4 protein-coding genes are annotated in these 18,777 nt (G+C 67.6%); all 4 read right to left on the bottom strand.

Features of this window, described 5'->3' with window-relative positions; genetic code table 11:
• Positions 1-1,191, bottom strand: a complete 1,191-nt coding sequence (locus QZ497_RS13060; RefSeq protein ID WP_295475454.1) for an HlyD family type I secretion periplasmic adaptor subunit — start codon at positions 1,189-1,191, stop codon at positions 1-3.
• Entirely contained in the window at positions 1,188-3,347 is a 2,160-nt protein-coding gene (locus tag QZ497_RS13055) for a type I secretion system permease/ATPase (RefSeq protein WP_295475451.1), read from the bottom strand. Before QZ497_RS13055 ends, QZ497_RS13060 begins: the two co-directional genes overlap by 4 nt.
• The gene (locus QZ497_RS13050) at positions 3,344-4,783 is read right to left on the bottom strand and encodes a TolC family outer membrane protein (RefSeq protein WP_295475448.1); all 1,440 of its coding nucleotides are present in this window, start codon (positions 4,781-4,783) and stop codon (positions 3,344-3,346) included. The genes QZ497_RS13055 and QZ497_RS13050 overlap by 4 nt, the downstream gene beginning before the upstream one ends.
• 204 nt (positions 4,784-4,987) lie before the next feature.
• Positions 4,988-18,493 (bottom strand): BapA/Bap/LapF family large adhesin, encoded by a 13,506-nt coding sequence (locus tag QZ497_RS13045; RefSeq protein ID WP_295475445.1) that lies wholly within the window; start codon positions 18,491-18,493, stop codon positions 4,988-4,990.
• Positions 18,494-18,777 lie beyond the last annotated feature (284 nt).

The following is an 18,777-nucleotide window of genomic DNA, read 5'->3' as shown; positions in this document are numbered from 1 at the left end:
CTAACGCTCGCGCAAGGCTTCCCGGGCACGATTCAGGGGCTTGAGCAGGTAGTCCAGCACGCTCTTCTCGCCCGTACGGATATCCACGGTGGCGACCATGCCCGGGACGATGGGAAAGGCCGTGCCGGCCTTGTTGTACAGCGCATCGTGTTCGGTGCGGATGTACACCCGGTAATAGAACACTTCTGGCTTGGCCTCGTCCTGCAGGGTGTCGGGGGAAATGCCCACCACCTTGCCGTTCAGGCTGCCGTACACCGAATAGTCATAGGCGGTGATCTTCACCTTGGCGGCCTGCTCGGGGTGGATAAAGGCGATGTCGCGGGGTGAAATCCGCGTCTCGATAAGCAGCTGTTCGTCCATCGGTACGATCTGCATCAGTTGTCCGTTGGGCGGAATCACCCCGCCGATGGTGCTCGTTTCGATGTCCTTGACGATGCCGCGCACGGGGGAACGAAGGGTCAGGCGCGACAGCGAGTCGGCTCGGCCACGCACCACTTCGGCCAGCGAGTCGGCCTCGGCGCTGGCCTTGGCCAGTTCCTGACGGGCCTGCACCATGTAGTCCGAGCGCGTCTCGGTGGCCTTCAGCTCCAGCTCGGCGCGCTGGCGATTCAGGCGAATCACTTCCACCCGGCTGGAGGCACCGGCACGTGCCAGCTTCTCGGTGATCGCCAGCTCGTTGCGCACCAGGTCCAGCGAGCGCTGCAGCCCGGCCAAGGTATCTTCCAGCCCCTGACGGCGAGTCTGGTACAGCGCGGTTTCGGCACGGACCAGCTCGGGCGAGTCGTTCAAGGCTTCGGGAAAGCTCAGCGGCTGGCCACTGACCTCGGCCTGCAGGCGGCTGACGCTGGCCAGCGCAGCGCGGTACTTGGCTTCGCTTTCGCCGACGTTGGACTGGGTCTTGATCGGGTCGAGCTGCGCCAGCACGTCGCCGCGTTCGACCCGCGAACCTTCGCTGACCGTCATCCGGGTGATGATGCCGCCTTCCAGCGACTGGATGACCTGCTCTCGGGAGCTGGGCACGACCTTGCCCGTGCCGCTGGACACCTCCACCACCTCGAACAGCGCCGCCCAGGCCAGGAAACCGGCCAGCATCAAGGCACAGACCCACACCACGCCACGCGCGCTGCGCAGGTCGGCGTCGTCGGCGCCGTCCAGGTACGACGAAGCCAGGTGAGGCAGGCTGCGGCTCATGATGGATCTCCCGCGCCCTGGCGCAGCTGCGCCAGGGCGGTTTCACGTGGGGCATCGATGACCACGCGCCCGTTGTCCAGCACGATGATGCGGCTCATGCGTTGCAGCACACTCAGGCGGTGGGTGGCCATGACCAGGGTGCGGCCATCGCTCCAACGCAGCAGTTCGTCGAGCAGGCGCTTTTCCGTCACGTCGTCCAGCGCTGCCGTCGGTTCGTCGAGCAGCAGTACCTGCGGCTGGCGCAGCAGCAGGCGCGCCAGCAGCAGGCTCTGGCGCTGGCCGCCGGACAGCCCCAGGCCGCCTTCCAGAATCAGGTGGTCCAGGCCTCGCGGCAGACGGCGGATGAATTCCAGCGCACCACTGATCGACAGTGCCGCCAACAGCTCCTGGTCGCTGGAGCGTCCGGCACCGAGCATCAGGTTGTCGCGCAAGGTGCCATGGAACAACCGTGCGTGCTGTTGCAGCAGGCCTACGTCGCGGCGCAGGTCGGCCGGGTCGATATGGCCCAGGGCGATGCCGTCCAGGGTCATGTCGCCGCGGGCCAGGTCCATGGTGCCGCCCAGGGCCTGCAACAGGGTCGACTTGCCGGCGCCGTTGCGACCCAGCACGGCGATGTGTTCCCCGGGACGGATGCGCAGCTCGTCGATCAGCAGCGCCTCAGCGGCCTCCGGGCTGTAGCGCAGGGTCACGCCCTTGAAGTGGTAGTCGCCGCGAATGGCCGGCAGGTGCACGCGCTGGCTGCCCTGCGGGTGATCCACCGGCTGCTGCATCAGGTTGTTCAAGCCCTTGAGGGCGACCTTGGCCTGCTGCCAGCGGGTCAGCACCTGGTTGAGCTGCGCCATCGGCGCCATCATCCGCGAAGCCAGCATCGAGGCCGCGACCAGCGTACCGGTGGTGAGGTCACCCGCAATGACCATCGGCGCGCCAAACAGGATCACCACCGCGAACACGGCGCTCTGTACGGTCTGGGTCCAGGTCACCAGGCCGTTGGTCAGCGTACGCAGGCGCAGGCTGGTGTCTGCCGTGCTGGCGTTGTAGCGGTTCCACTGCTCTTGAAAGCGCAGCTCGGCCTGCAGCGCCTTGATGTCGTCCAGCCCCTGGATGCTTTCTACCAGCATCGCGTTGCGCAGCGCCGATTCACGCATGTTGGCGTTGGCCAGGCGCGCCAGACGGCGCTGATAGAGCAGGCCGGGGGCGAGCATCAGCACCAGCGCCACCAGTGGAATCACCACCAGGGCGCCGCCGATCATCCAGAACACCAGCAGGAACAACAGGAAAAACGGCAGGTCGGCCAGCGCCGTGGCGGTGCTGGACGTGATCAGGTCGCGGACCTGTTCAAGCTCGCGCAATTGGGCGATGAACGAGCCGGTGGACTTGGGCCGTACCGAATTGCGCAGGCGCAGGGCGTGGCCGTAGACCAGATCGGAAACGCGCAAGTCGGCGCGCTTGCCCAGCAGGTCAGTGATGCGCAGGCGCATGATGCGCATCGTGAAGTCGAAGAGCACCGCCAGCAGCACGCCGCCGAACAGCACGTAGAGGGTCGGCAGCGACTCAGCCGGGATCACCCGATCGTAGACCTGCATGGAGAACAGCACGCCGGCCATGGCCAACAGGTTGGCCACCAGCGACGCCAGCATCACATGGCCGTAGGGGCGCAGGTCACGCAGGACGATGCGCCGGAACCAATGTTCGTCATACGGCTGCACATAGTCGTCGGTGCGCACGTCGGACAAGGGCCGGGCCGGGCGCAGGATTGCCAGGCGTATGACTCTTGCCTGCAGCTCGGCCAGGGGAATGCGTTGCTGCAGACCCTGATCGCCCGCCAGCGCCACCCCGGCCTGTTGATCGTCCAGGCTTTGCAGCACACCGACCTGGCCGTCGTCCAGTTCGATCACCACCGGAGTGCGCCAGCGGCTCAACCCGGCGCTGCCCGGGCTTTCGAACTTGATGGTCAGGCCAGCCTGGCGGGCCATCTGCCGCACCAGATCGTCGATATCGCGCTCCGGTGCCTGGCCGGCCAGGCGCACACTGTGTTCAGAGACGTCCATGCGGTAATGGCGGGCAACCAACAGAATGGCCTCCAGCCACTGGCCGTAGTCCGCTGGTACGTCGCGCCGCCCGGCTCCGGGCGGCGGCGGAATCACGGCATCGTTCATGGCAGTACCCTCACGCCTTGTACGTCGCGCTCCTGCAGGCCGAAGACCTGACGCAGGCTGCCGCTGTTGTACAGGCAGTCGATCTGCAGGCGCTGCAGGTCGGCGCGGGTGCCGGCCAGCTCGAAGCGCGACTGGTGGATTTCCTGCTCGGCGTTGAGCAGGTCGAGCAACGGTCGGGTGCCAAGGTCGAGGTATTGCCGGCCATAGAGCTCGCGGGCCTCACTGATGCTTTGCTGGCGTTGCTGCAGGGCGCGCTGGCGCAGGTCCAGGCTGCCGGTCTGTACCCGTGACTCGGCCAGCGCCTGGGTGGCTTGCAGCTGTGCGCTGTGCTCGGCGGCATCGGCGGCGCTCAATGCATGGCCGGCGGCGCGGCTGCGGGCGCGGATGGCGCCGCCCTGGTAGATCGGCACCTCCAGGTTCAGATAGATGCCGGCCTGGGTACGATCCATGGCGGGGTTGTTGTCGTTGTAGCTGCTGTCCAGATAGTGGTTGACGGTGGGCTCCAGTGACAGCGTGGGCCAGGCCTCGGCACGCGCCACGGCCAGTTCGGCCTGGGCTTCGCTGCGCTGTGCCAGAGCCACCAGCACCGCCGGCAATGGCTGCCCGCTGTCGGCCGGGTGCTCGCAGGCGCGGCTGGCATTGGCCGGGAATTGCTCTGCCACGTCTGGAGTGCTGGCCACGCCCATCAAGTGCGCCAGCGCGGCCTGCCAGCGAGCGTACTGAGCCTTGTAATCCTGCAGGGTGGCCACTGCGCCTTCGGCGCGTGACTGGGCCTGGATCAGGTCCGAGCGGGTGCTGGCGCCCAGTTCGCTGCGCTGGCGGGCCAGTTCGACGATGCTGCCCACGCCCTGGATCTGCTGGCGGGCGATGTCCATCAGGTGGCGGTAGCGCTGTACCTCGATCCAGGCTTGGGCGGTGTCGCGGGCGACCTGGTCGATGGCCAGCAGAATCTGCGCCTGGCTGCGCGCGGCCCGTGCCTTGGACGCCGCCACGCGGTTGTCGACCTTGCCGAAGTCATAAAGCATCTGCTTGACCGACAGGCTCAGCGCACGGGTGCTGCGATCGCCGCCGTAGCCGGTGTCGAAACCGTTACGGATGCCGCCGGTGACTTGCGGGTAATAGCCGGCCTCGGCCACCTGAATGCCTTCACCCTGTTGTTGCAGCACGGCCACCGCCTCGGCGATGGCCGGGTGCCAACTGACCGCCTGCTGCACGGCCTGCTCAAGGCCCAGGCGTGTGGCGCTGACGTTCTGTCCGGCCGGGCGCATGGGCGTGCCGGCCTGCTGGGTCTGGCGCAACTGGCCAGGGCTGATATCGAGCAGATTGGCGTCCTTCGGCGGTTCCTGGCCGCAGGCCGCCTGGTTGAACAGCAGCACCGCCGTCGCCAGCCAGGCGACGGAGGCGAGCCGGATGACACAGGCATCGGCTGATTTCACAGACTTCCCTTACTGTTATGGCGTCTTCCTGGTTAAAGCCAATACCGCTCAGTTAGACCGTTGGAGCGAGCTTGCTTGCGAAGGCGGCGTCACGTTCACAGCAGATTCAGCGACTTTGGCAGTGCTTCGCGAGCAAGCTCGCTCAACAAAAGCCGAAGAGCTCTTAACTAACCAATATTGGGGTCAAACCCAATTGCTGGCCCTTCAAACCACTTGTATGCCGGCTTGTACCCACAGGTGCCGGGTCGGATCCTCTTCGGGGGTGTACTGGGTGAATTGAAGACCATCGGCCAGCTGTGTGCCATCACTCAGCCAACGGCCCTCGATCAACACGCTGTCCTGCTCGCCGCCCCTGATCAGCAGCGTGCTCTGGCCAGGTTCGGTTACGGCCACCAGGTCGGCCAGGCCCAGCGTCAATTGCACGCTGCTGGCGTCATTGAGGTCGATCACCTCGATATTGCTCAGTCGGCCTTGCAGCAGGCTGAGGTCGATGGCCGCATCGCCGCCGGCCCATAGCAGGGTGTCGGTGCCGCTGCCGCCATCGACCCGCGCGAAATCCAGGTCGCTGACGATCAGGGTGTCGTCACCGGCACCGCCCAGCAGGGTCACTGCACCGCCTTGCGAACCGTCCAAAACGTCGGCGTCATCAGTGCCACTGAGCACTTCTGCACCGCCGGCCAGCGCCAGGCTGCCGTCGTCGTCCGCACTGGCCAGGGCCATACGGGCACTGGCGCTACCTTGCGCGTTGAGGGCGACGGTCAGGGTCGCGGTGTCGCTGCTGCCGTTGGGGTGGGTGAGCTGGTAGGTGAAGGTGTCGCTGTTGCCCACCACGGCGCTGCCCAGCCCGGGCTTGAGGGTGTAGGTGTAGCTGCCGTCGGCCTTGACCAGCAGGGTGCCGTAGGTGCCAGTCAGCAGGGTGCCGTTGTAGCCAGGCGTTGTGAAGGTGTTGGCGGCGGTCATCACGCTGAGCACCGTCAACGCCGACCCCAGGGTGTCCGGGGCTCCGCCACTGGTGTCGGTGAGCAGGTTGCCGGACACCGGGGTATAGCCGGTGACCACCTGCTGATTGGTGTAGGTCGCGGTGTTGACCAGGCTGACCGTCACGGTATTGAGCAGGCTGACACCGGTGACCCGCAGGTTGACCCGGTAGGTGCCGGCGGTCTGGTCGTCGATGCTCAACCCGTACTGGCCGTTGCCAAGGTTCAGCAGGGTGCCGCCGGAAACACTTTTCACCAGAACGTACTGGTTGCTGGCATTGAGTTTGTAAAGCTCGACGGTGGTGTTACCCAGCAAGGACAGCAGGTTGCTGGCACTGAGCAGCACCTTCAGGTCGCTGACCGTGTTGTTAGCCACGCTGAAGGTGTAGGCGCCATTGATCGCGCTCAATACCGTGGAAGCCGAGCCCAGAGTCGAAGTCTCGGTGGTCACCAGGTTGCCCAGGCTGATGCGTGTCGCGGCGCTGTCGTTCACCGCATCGAGCAGCAGTGCTGGAGCAGCCAGGTTGGTATCGCTCCACACCTCGGCGGCCTGGGGGCTGTCGATGCGTACATAGAGCACCGCCGGGTCGCTCAGGCCATTGGGATGCACCAGCTGGTAGTTGAACACGTCGACCTTGCCAACGCTGCTGGCTGCACCGCTGGGCCGATAGCTGTAGTTGCCCTGCGCGTCGATGGTCAGGGCACCGTACAGGCCCTGCACCACGGTGCCGCTGCCAGCACTGACATAGCCCGCATTACCATTCTGGATACGCACCACAGCGGCGTTGTCGGGGCCGGTGATATCGACACTGCCGGTCGGGCCGGGATCGGTCACCACATTGCCGGTGATGGCCGTCCCGGCACTGCCGGTGAACTGGGTCAGGCTGTTGATATCCAGCTGCAGGTTGCTGTTGATCGTGGTCGCCACGCTGAGGCTATTGGTGGCCAGGGTCAGCCGGTACTCACCGGCCAGCAACGTCCCGGCCCTGACCTGCACCCCGGAACCCGCCAGCACGCTGAGGTTGAGCAGTCCGCCGTTGCCGGCGTTGCCGAGGGTGACCCAGGCGCCGCTGGCGTCCTTGACCTGCAGGGTAAAGGTGGCCTGCGTGCCCAGCGACAGCAGGCCGCCATCGAGCAGGGTCAGGGTCGGGGTGGCGGTGGTGCCATTGGCCACGGTGAAGTTCACCGTGTGGTTGAGGCCCACCCCCAGCAGCACCGGAATGCTCTCGGTGCTGTTGGTGCGGGTAGTCACCGCCGCCAGATTGACGGTGGCGGTGGCCAGGTTGTCGTTGGCCACCACCGGGCGGTCGGCGTCGATGTCCGGGGCGGTGAGGGTGACCACCGGCGACAGGTTACCGGCCCGGTCGGCCACGCTGATGCTCAGCACTTCGCCGTTGATCTGCGCGGCGTTGAGGTTGACGCTGAATCCGCCGCCTACGCCCACGGTGGCGGTGCCCAGCGTGGTGCCGGTGGCGCTCTTGACCGTGACCGTGGCACCGACCTCGGCGTTGCCGCTCAGGGTCAGGCCGTCGGCCGAGAGTTGCAGGCCGCTGGCAGCGGCTGGCGGCGTCAGGTCCGGTGTGATGAGCGGCAGCGCCGTGGAGACGTTACCGGCCAGGTCCACCTGGGTGACCTGCAAAGCCTGGCCACTGACCTGGGCCGGGCTGAGTACCACCGACCAACTGCCATTCAAGGCCACTTGCGCGGTGCCGAGCTGGGTGCCGCTGGCATCACGTACCACGATACGGTCACCGGCGATGCCGGTGCCGGTGACCAGCGTACCGGCGGCATTGATCTGCGCCGTGGCCGGTGCGACAGGCGGGGTGGTGTCAGGCGCGGTCACGCTGGCGATGGGTGAAAGATTGGTGCGGGCATCGCTGAGCTGCACGGTCAGCAGTTGGCCGTCGTTCTGCGCCGGGGACAGGCTGACGCTGAACTGGCCGTCGGCACCGACCACGCCCGTACCCAGCACCTGGTTGGCGGTGCCACGCACCGTGACGCTGGCGCCGACTTCACCGCGCCCGCTCAGGCTGGTACCGGCGCCAGACACGCTCAGCGCAGTAGCAATGGCCGGTGGCGTGATGTCGGGCGCATTGACCGTCGCCACGACAGAGACGTTGCCGGCCGGGTCGGTCTGGCTGACCCGCAGGCTTTCGAAGTTCAGCTGGGCGCTGGACAGCAACACACTGAAGCTGCCGTCGCTGGCCACCAGTGCGTTACCCAGCGGCGCGCCACTGGCGCTGGTGACGAACACCCGTGCGCCGGGCTCGCCATTGCCGGTCAGTTGCAGCCCGGCGGCATTCACCGCCAGGTTGGTCGGAGCCAGCGGCTCGGTGGTATCGGCCGCCACGAGCGTGGCTGGCAGCGAGGTGTTCGAGGCCGCGTCGGTCAGGGTCACGGTGAGCGTCTGGCCATTGGTCTGCGCACTGTTGAGGTTGATGCTGAAGGTCCCGCCGGCGCCTACCGTGCCGGTGCCCAGCTCGACACCGCTGGCGTTGACCACGCGCACGCTGGCCCCGGCTTCACCAATGCCGCTCAACAGGGTGCCCGTAGCGTTGAGCTGCAGGCTGGCAGCTGCCAGCGGCGCGGTCAGATCCGGCGCCTGAAGGGGTTGTACCGGGGACAGGTTGCCAGCCGCGTCGGCTTGCACGGCGCTGAGCAACTGGCCGTTGAGCTGCGGGCTGCTCAGGGTCACGCTGAAGGTGCCGCTGGCACTGACCGTAGCGCTGCCCAGCTCGGTGCCGAGGGCATTGCTGATCGTGACCTTGGCACCGGCCTCGCCGGTACCCGTAACCCGCGTGCCGCCAGGTTCCAGTTGCAGGTTGGCCAGCGGTGCGGGCGGGGTGCTGTCGCCAGCGGTGAGCAGGGCAGGGATCGACTCCCCGGCACTGGCGGTGCTGGCGGACACCGACAGCAACTGGCCGTTGGTCTGCGCAGGTTGCAGGCTGACGCTGAAGGTTCCGTCGGGTTGCGTGGTAGCGCTGCCCAGCGAGGTGCCATCCTGGGCGCGCACCGTGACGGTGGTGCCAACACTGGCCTGGCCGCTCAACAGCGTGCCTTCGGCATTGAGCACCAGGTTCAGCGGCGCGGAAGGCGGCAGCACAGTGGGCGCCGCAAAGCTGGTGAGCGACGAGTCGTTGCCGGCGGCGTCGGTCTGGATCACGCGCAGGGCTTCGCCTTGCACCACGGCCCCGGTGAAGGTGAGGGTGAAGGTGCCATTCGCGGCCACCCGGCTTTCGCCCAGTCCAGTGCCATCGGCGCGGGTAACGCGCACCGTGGCCCCGGCCTCACCCAGACCCGACACCTGGCTCAGGTCGTCGCTGAAGGCCAGGCTGCTGGCCAGGATGGCGTCCGGTGGCGTGGTGTCCAAGGCGGGGATGCTGGCCACGGGCGAGACATTGCCGGCGGCGTCGGTGGCCACCACGCTCAGCAAGGCACCGGTGTTCTGTGGCGGTGTCAGGGTGATGCTGAATGTGCCATCGGTGGCCGTCCCGCTGCCCAGCAAAGTCCCGTCCTGGGCACGCACGGTAACGGTGCTGCCCACCTCGGCAGTGCCTTGCAACAGCGACTCGACGGTCATGGGCGTGAGCGTTGGCGCGACGGGCGGTGTCAGGTCCGGGGCGCTCAGGGTCACCGCACTCGATGGGTTATTGGACTGATCGGTCTGGATGACGCTGAGCACCTCGCCATTCAGTTGCGGGCTGTTCAACGGCACCTGGAAGCTGCCATCGGCGGCGACCTCGACGCTGCCCAGCACAGTGCCGCCGACGCTGGCCCGCACCGACGCGCCGGCTTCGCCGCGGCCGCTGAGGGTCAAGCCGTCGGCACTCAACAACAGCGCGGTGACCGGTGCTGGCGGTGTCACGTCCAGTGCCTGCAGCGGCGCATCTGCGGAGGTCACGCCCGCGCTGCTGATCTGCCGGACCTGCAGCAGCTCGCCATTGAGCTGCGCTTCAGTGAGCGTAAGGCTGAAAGCACCGCCGCCGCCGACCGTGACAGTGCCGAGCAGGCCGTCGTCGGGGCCGTAGACTTGCACCGTGGCTCCGGGCAGGCCGGTGCCGGTCAGGGTCAGGCCGTCGCCGGCCAGCGCCAGGTCGGTTGGCGCCGCTGGCACACTGAGGTCTGGCACTTGCAAGGCGGTGGCGCTGGACTGGTTGCCGGCGGCATCGCGCTGCACTACGGTCAGGGCCTGGCCCTGCAGGGTCAGGGTGCCGAGGTCGAGACTGAAGCGCCCGTCCGCGCCCACCGGCGCGCTGCCGACCCGTGTGCTGCCATCGAACACCTCGACCGTGGCATTGGGCTCGCCATTGCCCACCAGCAACTGCCCGGCGACATCGAACTGCAGGTCGCTCACTGCGGCCGGGGGGAGCAGGTCCGGCGTGGTGAAGGGGGCTGGCACGGACATGTTCTGCGCGGCATCCATGAGAATCACCTGCAGAACCCCGCCATCGGCGCTGCCAGGGGCCAGGCTGACGCTGAAACGTCCATCGGCGCCGACCGTCGCGTTGCCTGCCGAGGTGCCGTCGGCACGCAGCACCATGACGTCGGCGTTCACTTCACCGCGGCCGCTGAGCTGCGTCCCGGCCGCATTCAGGGCCAACTCCTGGGCGGCGGCCGGGGGGGTCAGGTCCGGGGCGGTGAGGGTGCTGACCGGGCCAGGGTTACCAGCCGCATCGACCTGGTTGACGCGCAACACCTGCAGGTCGATCTGTGCAGGTTGCAGGGTGACGCTGTAGCTGCCGTCGGCCAGGACCACGGCGCTGCCCAGCAGCACGCCGTTGGTGTTGGTCACCCGTACCGTGGCGCCGGGTTCGCCGCTGCCGGTCACCAGGGTGCCGAGCGGGTTGATGACCGGGTCTTGCAGCGCCACCGGAGGCGTGGTGTCCGGTGCGGTGAGGCTCACGGCCGGCGACAGATTACCGGCCCGGTCGCTCTGGGTGAGGCTCAGCAATTGCGCGTTGGTCTGCGCGCTGTCGAGGGTCACACTGAACGCACCGTTGTCGGCCACCGTGGTGGTACCCAGCTCACTGCCATCGGCCGCGCGTACTACCACTGTGGCGCCGCGCTCGCCCCGACCGACGATGGTCAGGCCGTCGATGGAAATCTCCAGGTTGCTGAGGGGCAGGGGTGGGGTGGTGTCCACCGGCGTCAGGGTGGCCGGTAACGAGACATTGCCAGCCGCGTCGGTAAGGGTCACCGCCAGCGCCTGGCCGTCCACCGGGGCTTGCGACAGCGTGACCTGGAAGCTGCTGTCAGCGAGTACCACGCCACTGCCGAGCAGGCCGCCATTGGCATCCACCACCCTGACGGTGGCGCCGACCTCGCCGGTGCCCGACAGCACCAGGCCGGTGCCATCCAGTTGCAGGTTCGCCGCCGCCAGGGGCGCCACCAGGTCCGGGGCGGTGAGGCTTACCGCGGGGGAGACATTGCCCGCCAGGTCGGTCTGGGTCAGGCTCAGCACCTGGCCGGCCTGTTGCGCGCTGCTGAGCGTGGTGCTGAAGCGGCCATCAGCGCCCACTTGAACGCTTGCCAGGATTTGCCCACCGGCACCGAGCACTTGCACGGTGGCCAGCGGTTCACCGCGCCCCTCGAGGGTTACGCCATCAGTGGCCAGGCGATACTCGGCCAGCGGCAAGGGCGCGGTGCTGTCGGTGGCAATCAGCTCCGCTGGCAGGGAACTGAGGCCATCGCTCTGCGCGCTGACCTCGAGGCGCTCACCATTGAGCTGGGCGCTGGCCAGGCTCACGCTGAAGCTGCCGTCGCCGATCACCAGCGCGCTGCCCAGTATCACGCCGCCGCTGCCGCGCACGGTCACCGTCGAGCCAGCACTGCCGGTACCGCTGAGTACCAGGCCGTCGGCGCTGAGTTGCAGGTCGGCGGGTACCGCCGGGGCCTGGTTCCCTGGGGTGGTGACGCTGGCCGCTGGCGAAACGTTGCCGGCGGCATCGCTTTGCAGCACCTCCAGCAGACTGCCGGCCTGGGCCGCTGGCGCCAGGTTGACGTTGAAACGCCCGCCCGCGCCGACGCTGGCCGAGCCGAGCAGGCTGCCGTCCGCACTGCGCACCTGTACCTGGGCACCGGGTTCGCCAAGGCCGGAGAGCACACTGCCATCGGGCGTCACCGCCAGGGCGGTCACGGCGAGGGGCGCGGTGACGTCGGTGGCTGTGTAGAGGGCGGCGAGGGAAACATTGCCTGCGGCGTCCTGCGCGGTCACCCGCAGTACCTGGCCATTGAGTTGCGCCTGGTTGAGGTTGAGCAGGAACGTCCCGTCGGCGGCAACCACGCCACTGCCGATCACCTGGCCGGCGCCATCGCGAACGGTGATGGCGCTGCCAGCCTCGGCGGTACCGCTCAATTGCAGGCCGCTGGGGTTGAGCGCCAGATCTGCAGGTGCCAAGGGGGCGACCAGATCCGGGGCGATGACCTGCTGCGAAGGGCCTTCGTTACCGGGCGGATCTTCCTGATTGACGGTGAGCACCTGCGCGTTGATCTGTGCGCTGCTCAGGGTCACGCTGAACGAACCATTGGCGGCCACCAGGGCACGGCCCAGTTCGCTGCCATCGGCGGCCCGCACGAATACCGTGGCGCCAGGTTCGCCATTGCCGGTCACGGTCAGGCCATCGCGATTGATGACTACATTCGACAAGGCTTCCGGAGCTGTGATGTCGTCGGCGAGCACTGCCACGGCGGCAGAGGCATTGCCGGCGGCATCCACCTGAATCACTGCCAGGGTCTCGCCATTGGCCGAAGCCGGCACCAGGTTCACCGCGAACGCCCCATTGGCGGCCACCAGAGCGCTGCCCAGCAGGGTGCCGTTGGCACTGCGCACTTCGACCCGCGCGCCCGCTTCACCCTGGCCGGTCAGTTGCGAGCCGTCGAGGCTGATATCAGTGGCCGTGACCGGCGCCGGTGGCGTGCGGTCGAGGGTGGCCAGGTTCACCACCGGTGACAGATTGTCGGCTCCATCGCGCAACTGCACCTGCAGCGGCGCGCCGGTCAGCTGCGCGGCTGGCAGGGTGACCTCGAAAGTGCCGGCGGGCAGCACCACGCTGCGGGCCAACAAAGTGCCTTGTGCATCGAGCACTTCCACTTGGGTGCCGGGTTCGCCCTGGCCGCTGACCAGGGTGCCGGCCAGGTTGATCGTCACTTCGGTGGGCGCTGCGGGGGGCAGAAGATCGGGGGCGGTGAGACTCACCGGCTGCGAGACGTTGCCCGCGGCATCGGTGAGGGTGACCGACAGCACCTGGCCGTCGATCTGCGCGGGCGCCAAGGCAGCCATGAAGAGGCCGCTGGCGTCGATGGTCAGGCTGCCGAGTTCGACACCTGCGGCATTCTTCACCGACAACCGGGCGCCCGGTTCGCCCCGCCCACTCAGTTGTGTTCCGTCGCCACTCAGCACCAGGCTGACGGGGGCCAGCGGCGCGCTGGTGTCTGCTGCGCTCAGCGTGCCAGGCACCGACACCTGACCGTTGGCGGCCTCGGCCACCACTGCCAGGGTCTGGCCATTGGTCTGCGGCGGATCGAGCGTCACGCTGAACAGTCCGTCGGCACCCACCGGGCCGACGCTGCCCAGTACCCCGCCGCGGTCGTCGGTGACGGTAATGGTGGTGCCTGCAGTGGCCTGGCCACTGAGTTGCGTACCGTCTGCCGAGAGCACCAGCGCGGTGGGTGTGGCGATGCCCGCCCCGTCCGGCCCTGCGAGGGTCACGGCGGGCAGGGTGTTGCCGGCCAGGTCGCGGGCCACCAGGCTGATTTCACTGCCTTGCCCGGCCGCCACGGGCAGGGTGAAGATGAACATGCCATCGGGTCCGACGTTGGCCGTGCCTCGGGCGACGCCGTCGACGCTGATGTCCACCAGGGTGCCGGCCTCACCGGTGCCGGAGACTTGCAGCCCGTCGGGGCTGACCAGCAGGTTGGCGAGGGCCTCGGGTGGGGTGGTATCCGCTGCGGTGTAGGGTGCGAAGGGTGAACTGCGTCCGTCGACGCTGGCCTGCACGAGCAACTGCTCGCCATTGGTGCGAGGCGTACCCAGGTCGAGGCTGAAGCTACCGTCCGCGTTGGCGATACCGTCAACGATGAGACTGCCGTCGGCGGCGAACACTTGCACCACGGCACCGCCCTGGGTCTGGCCAGTGAGGATCTGGCCAGTGTCATCCAACGCCAGCCCGCCAGGCGCGACCGGCGGTGTCAGGTTGGGCGCGCTGATACTCTCGCCGGTCGAGGCATTGGCGCTGGCGTCGGTCTGTACCACGCTGAGTGACTGACCGCCGACCTGCGGCGGGTTGAGGCTGACGCTGAAGCTGCCATCGGCTGCCACCTGGGCAGTGCCCAGAATCAGGTTGCCTGGGCTACGGACGGTGACGGTGGCGCCGGCCTCGCCGAGGCCGGTCAGCTGGTTGCCGCTGGCATTGATCAGCAGATTGCTGACCGGGTCGGGGGCGGTGACATCGGCTGCGGTCACCCAGGTTGGCGCAGAGCTGAGCGTGGTGGTGCTCTGTACCACTTGCAAGCGCTCGCCATCGAGCTGGGCGGTATTCAGGTCGAAGCTGAAGCGGCCATCCGGACCCACCGTGCCGCTGCCAATCAGCGTGCCGGTGGCATCGCGCACGCTGATGCTGGCATTGGCTACGCCACTGCCGCTGAGGGTCAGGCCGTTGCTGGCCAGGGATACATCGCCTGGCGGTGCGGGTGGCTGGATGTCGGGAGCATTGAGGGCGAATGGCGGCGACGCGTTGGATGCCGCGTCGGTCTGGACAATGCTCAACAGCTGGCCATTGACCTGGGCGGGACTCAGGCTCACTTCAAAGCGGCCGTTGCTGCCGACCAACCCCGCGCCGAGCAGGTTGTCCTGCGCATCGAAGATCTGCACGCGCGCGCCCGCTTCGCCGTTACCACTGACCTGGCTGCCGTTGGCGGAGATCACTACATTGCTGACCGGGTCGGGCGGCGTGGTGTCGACTGGGCTGATCTCGGCAGGCAACGAGGCATTGCCGGCCGGGTCTATCTGGACCACGCTCAGCGGCTGGTCGGCAGCGGGGACCGGGGACAGGCCCACGCTGAAAGTGCCGCCCGGTTGCACGGTGTCACGCCCAAGTTCGACGCCATTGGCGCCGCGCACGATGACGGTGGCGCCCGCCTCACCGTTACCCGTGACCTTAGTACGGTCGGCACTCAGGTCAAGGCCGGTGACAGCGGCAGGCGGCTGGGTGTCGGGCACCAGCAAAGCCGTTGCAGCGGAGGTCTGGCCGCCAGCGCTGGCGACCACCTGCAAGGTCTGGCCATTGTTTTGTACGGCGGCAAGCGTCACCGTGAAGCGCCCGTCCGCACCGACCTGCGCAGTCCCCAGTGGTGTGCCATCGCTGTCGCGTACGCTGACCGTAGAGCCCGCCTGGCCGGTGCCGCTGAGCTGCAGGCCGCTGCCGTCCAGGCTCAGGTTGGCAGGCTGCAGATCGCCCAGACTGTTCGGCGCATTGACGCCCAGGGGCGTGGAGGCATTGCCCTGGGCGTCAGTGAGGATGACCTGCAACGCCTGGCCTTGGGTCTGCGCGCTGCTCAAGGGCACCGAAAAACTGCCGGTTTCACCCACTACGGCAGTGCCCAGCACCACGCCCTGGGCATCACGCACCGTGACCTGCGCGCCGGGCTCGCCATTGCCGCTGAGCAACAGGCCGTTGGGATTGATCGCCAGGTCGGTGGGCTGCGCCGGGGCGGTGCTGTCGTCGGCCTGCAAAGGCGTGGGGATCGATTCGGCTCCGGAGGCGTCGATGACCACCACGTCCAGGCGTTCGCCGTTGATCTGCGGGCCGCTCAACGGGATCTGGAAGGTGCCGTCGGCGCCAACCGGTCCGCTGCCCAGGACATTGCCGTTGGCGTCTCGCACTTCAACCTGGGTGCCGGGCACACCGCTGCCGGACACTTCGCGACCGCTAGCGTCAAGGCTGACATCCTGCACGGCCACCGGCCCACTGGCGTCGGGCACCTGTACTTCGATTGGCGCTGAAGGCAGGCCGGAGGCGTCGGTCTGGGTCACCGACAGCACCACGCCTTCGGCAACCGGTGAGTCGAGGTCGAGGATGAAGGTGCCGTTATCCGCGACCACGCCGCTGGCCACGACATTGCCTTGTTCATCGCGAACGGTAACCGCGGCGCCGGGCTGACCGCGCCCGGAGATCACGCTGCCATCAGGGCTGACCAACAGGTCGCTGACGACCGGCGGCGCATCGGTGTCCGGCGCTTGCACCACTTCGTTGACGGTACTGTTGCCGGCGCTGTCTACCGCCACGACGTTCAGCGACTCGCCACTGAGCTGCGCGGGTGCCAGGGCCACGGTGAAGGTGCCGTCTGGCCCGATCAGCGACGAGCCCAGGGTGCGCCCGGCAGCACTGCGCACGAACACGCGCAGCCCGGCCAGCCCCTTACCGGTGACTGACAGCCCATCCGCGGCGACGCTCACTTCCGACAACGCCTGGGGCTGCTGCGGCGCCGTGGGCGCCTGGATAGGGCTGTTGGCGGAAACGTTGCCGGCGCTGTCGGTCAGGGTCACTTCCAGTTGCTGTCCGGCAAGCTGGGCAGGGCGCAGTTCGACACTGAACTGGCCGTCCAGGCCGACCACCGCCGTGCCGACGCTATTGCCCTGGGCGTCGAGCACTCGCACCTGCGCCCCGGCTTCGCCGCGCCCGGTCAACAGGCCGCCATCGCTGCTGATGGCCAAGGCCTTCGGTACGGCGGGCGGTGTGACATCTGCCGGGTCCGGAACGATCAACGGATCAGTGGCGGAGCTGTTCTGCGCCTGATCCGTGACATTGATGCCAAGTACTTCGCCGGTGCTCAGCGGGGTTGCGAAACTGATCGTGAAGCGGCCATCCGCTGCGGCTACGGCACTGCCCAGCAGGCTGCCGTCGGCCGCCAGAACCTTGACCGTAGCCCCCGGCTCGGCACGTCCGCTGAGGCTGCTGCGGGTGTCATCGAATTGCAGGCCGGTAGCGGCCTGGGGGGGCGTGACATCAGGTGCGCTCAGCGAGGTCGAGGGCGAGGTTCGTCCTTGGCTATCGCTCTGGCTGACACTCAACGCCTGACCGTCGAGCTGCGCGCTGTTCAACGTCACACTGAAGCTGCCATCGGCGTTCACCAGGGTGTTGCCCAGCACCTGGCCGCCGGCGCCGCGTACCGTCAGTTGCGCGCCGGGCACCCCGCGCCCCGTGAGGGTCAGGCCGTCCGGACTGACCGCCAGGTCGGTGGGGGCGGCAATTGCCGAGCCGGACGGCGGTGTGCTGGCAATCGGTGAAGTGTTGCCGGCGGCATCGGTCTGGCTGACGCTCAGGCCGGCAGTGGACGACTGCGCAGTGCTGAAGGTGACGGTGAAGGTGCCGTCGCTGGCCACCAGCGCACTGCCCAGCAGGCTGCCATTGGCGGCCCGTACATTCACCGTGGCGCCCGGCTCGCCGGTGCCGGACAGGCTCGTGCCATCGGCGGCCAGTTGCAGGTTGCCGGGCGCTGCCGGGGCAGTGACATCGGCGGCGGTCAGCGAAGCGGGCAGGGACACCCTGCCGTCGGCATCGGTCTGCTGCACGCTGAGGGTTTGGCCATCGAGCTGGGCGTTGGCCAGCGGCACGCTGAAACGCCCATCGGCCCCGACCACGGCGCTACCCAACAGGCTGCCGTCTGCCGCGCGTACGCTCACCGTAGCGCCGACTTGGCCGCTGCCGCTGAGCACCAGGCCATCAGCGCTCAGGGCCAGGCCGCTTGGTTGCGCGGGGGCCGCCGGGTCGCTGATGAGCACTGTGGCGGGGGCCGAAGTGTTGCCGGCCTGATCGGTCTGTTCGACGCTCAGTTGTGTGCCCGGAGGTTGTGCGCTGTTCAGCGCAACGCTGAAGGTGCCGTCGTCACCCACCACGGCGGAGCCAAGCGCGGTGCCGTTGGCATCGCGTACGCTGACCGTCGCGCCTGGTTCGCCGGTACCCGTAACGGACTGGCCATCGGCGCTGGCCTGCAGATCGGCAGGAGCATCGGGCGCGGTGGTGTCGGGGGCGCTGACCGGTGCCTGTTCGGAAGCGTTGCCTGCCGGGTCGGTCTGGTCTACGACCACTTGCTCGCCATTGGTCAGGGGCGGATTCAAGCCGATGCTGAAGTTGCCATCCGCACCGACCGGAGCGGAGCCCAGCAGGTTACCGGATGGGTCACGCACGTTGACCGTCGAACCCGGTGTGCCAGTGCCGGTGAGGGTCTGGCCATCGATGGACAATGCCAGGTTGGACGGCGCGAACGGGACCGCGCTGCCACTGCCGCTGCTGCCGCCACCACCGGCCGCACTCGAAGCGGCGGCAGCCGCACCGCCAGCACCCAGCACGCCGAGGCCGGCGAAGGCGAAGGTCTGTGTCGCGCCGCTGACCACTCCGGTACTCGCGATGAGCGTATCGAGGGACGAGACTTCGCTGAAGGTGAAGCCATTGAACGCATTCGCATCGTACTGGGCCTGCCACAGCACGCCGTCGTCGCCCTGGAACACCAGGTCGCTGCCGATATCCTGGGCGTTGACCGTGAAGAAGTTACTGATGGTGAGCTGTTCGCCCGACTTGAGCGTCAGAATCAGGTCCTGGCCGTTGCGGGCCACTGAGGCAACCTGGCCGGGAGGGATGGGCATCTGCACAACGCCGGGCTGGCCGAGCTGAACGTTGCCCCAGGGTTGAGCGGAGAGGGTGGATGAGGATTTATCGGCGACTACGATGTTGTCCATGACAGCTCCTGCCTTTCCTTTTGCCTGCCGCTCCAGGCTGCTCAGCGTCATGGAATCGGGCAATACGTTTGAAGGGATTCAGAAGATTCCCGTAATAGTCCTGCTGATTTAGTTGGGTATAGCAAAGGAATGGATCCTATTCTGGCGACAAACGGTCATGAGCTGGCTATTGGCCCGCTTTGCAGCGGGCCTTGTTCACCCATGAGGCCCCGCAATCACGGCGTGATGCTGGCAATTGGCAACCTGACCTGCCGTTGGTCGGAATAGGTGTATGAAAGCGTTAG

Source organism: uncultured Pseudomonas sp., from assembly GCF_913777995.1.
Classification (GTDB): Bacteria; Pseudomonadota; Gammaproteobacteria; order Pseudomonadales; family Pseudomonadaceae; genus Aquipseudomonas.
The sequence above is the reverse complement of the archived record's forward strand: the minus strand, read 5'-3'. Positions and strand labels throughout refer to the sequence as shown.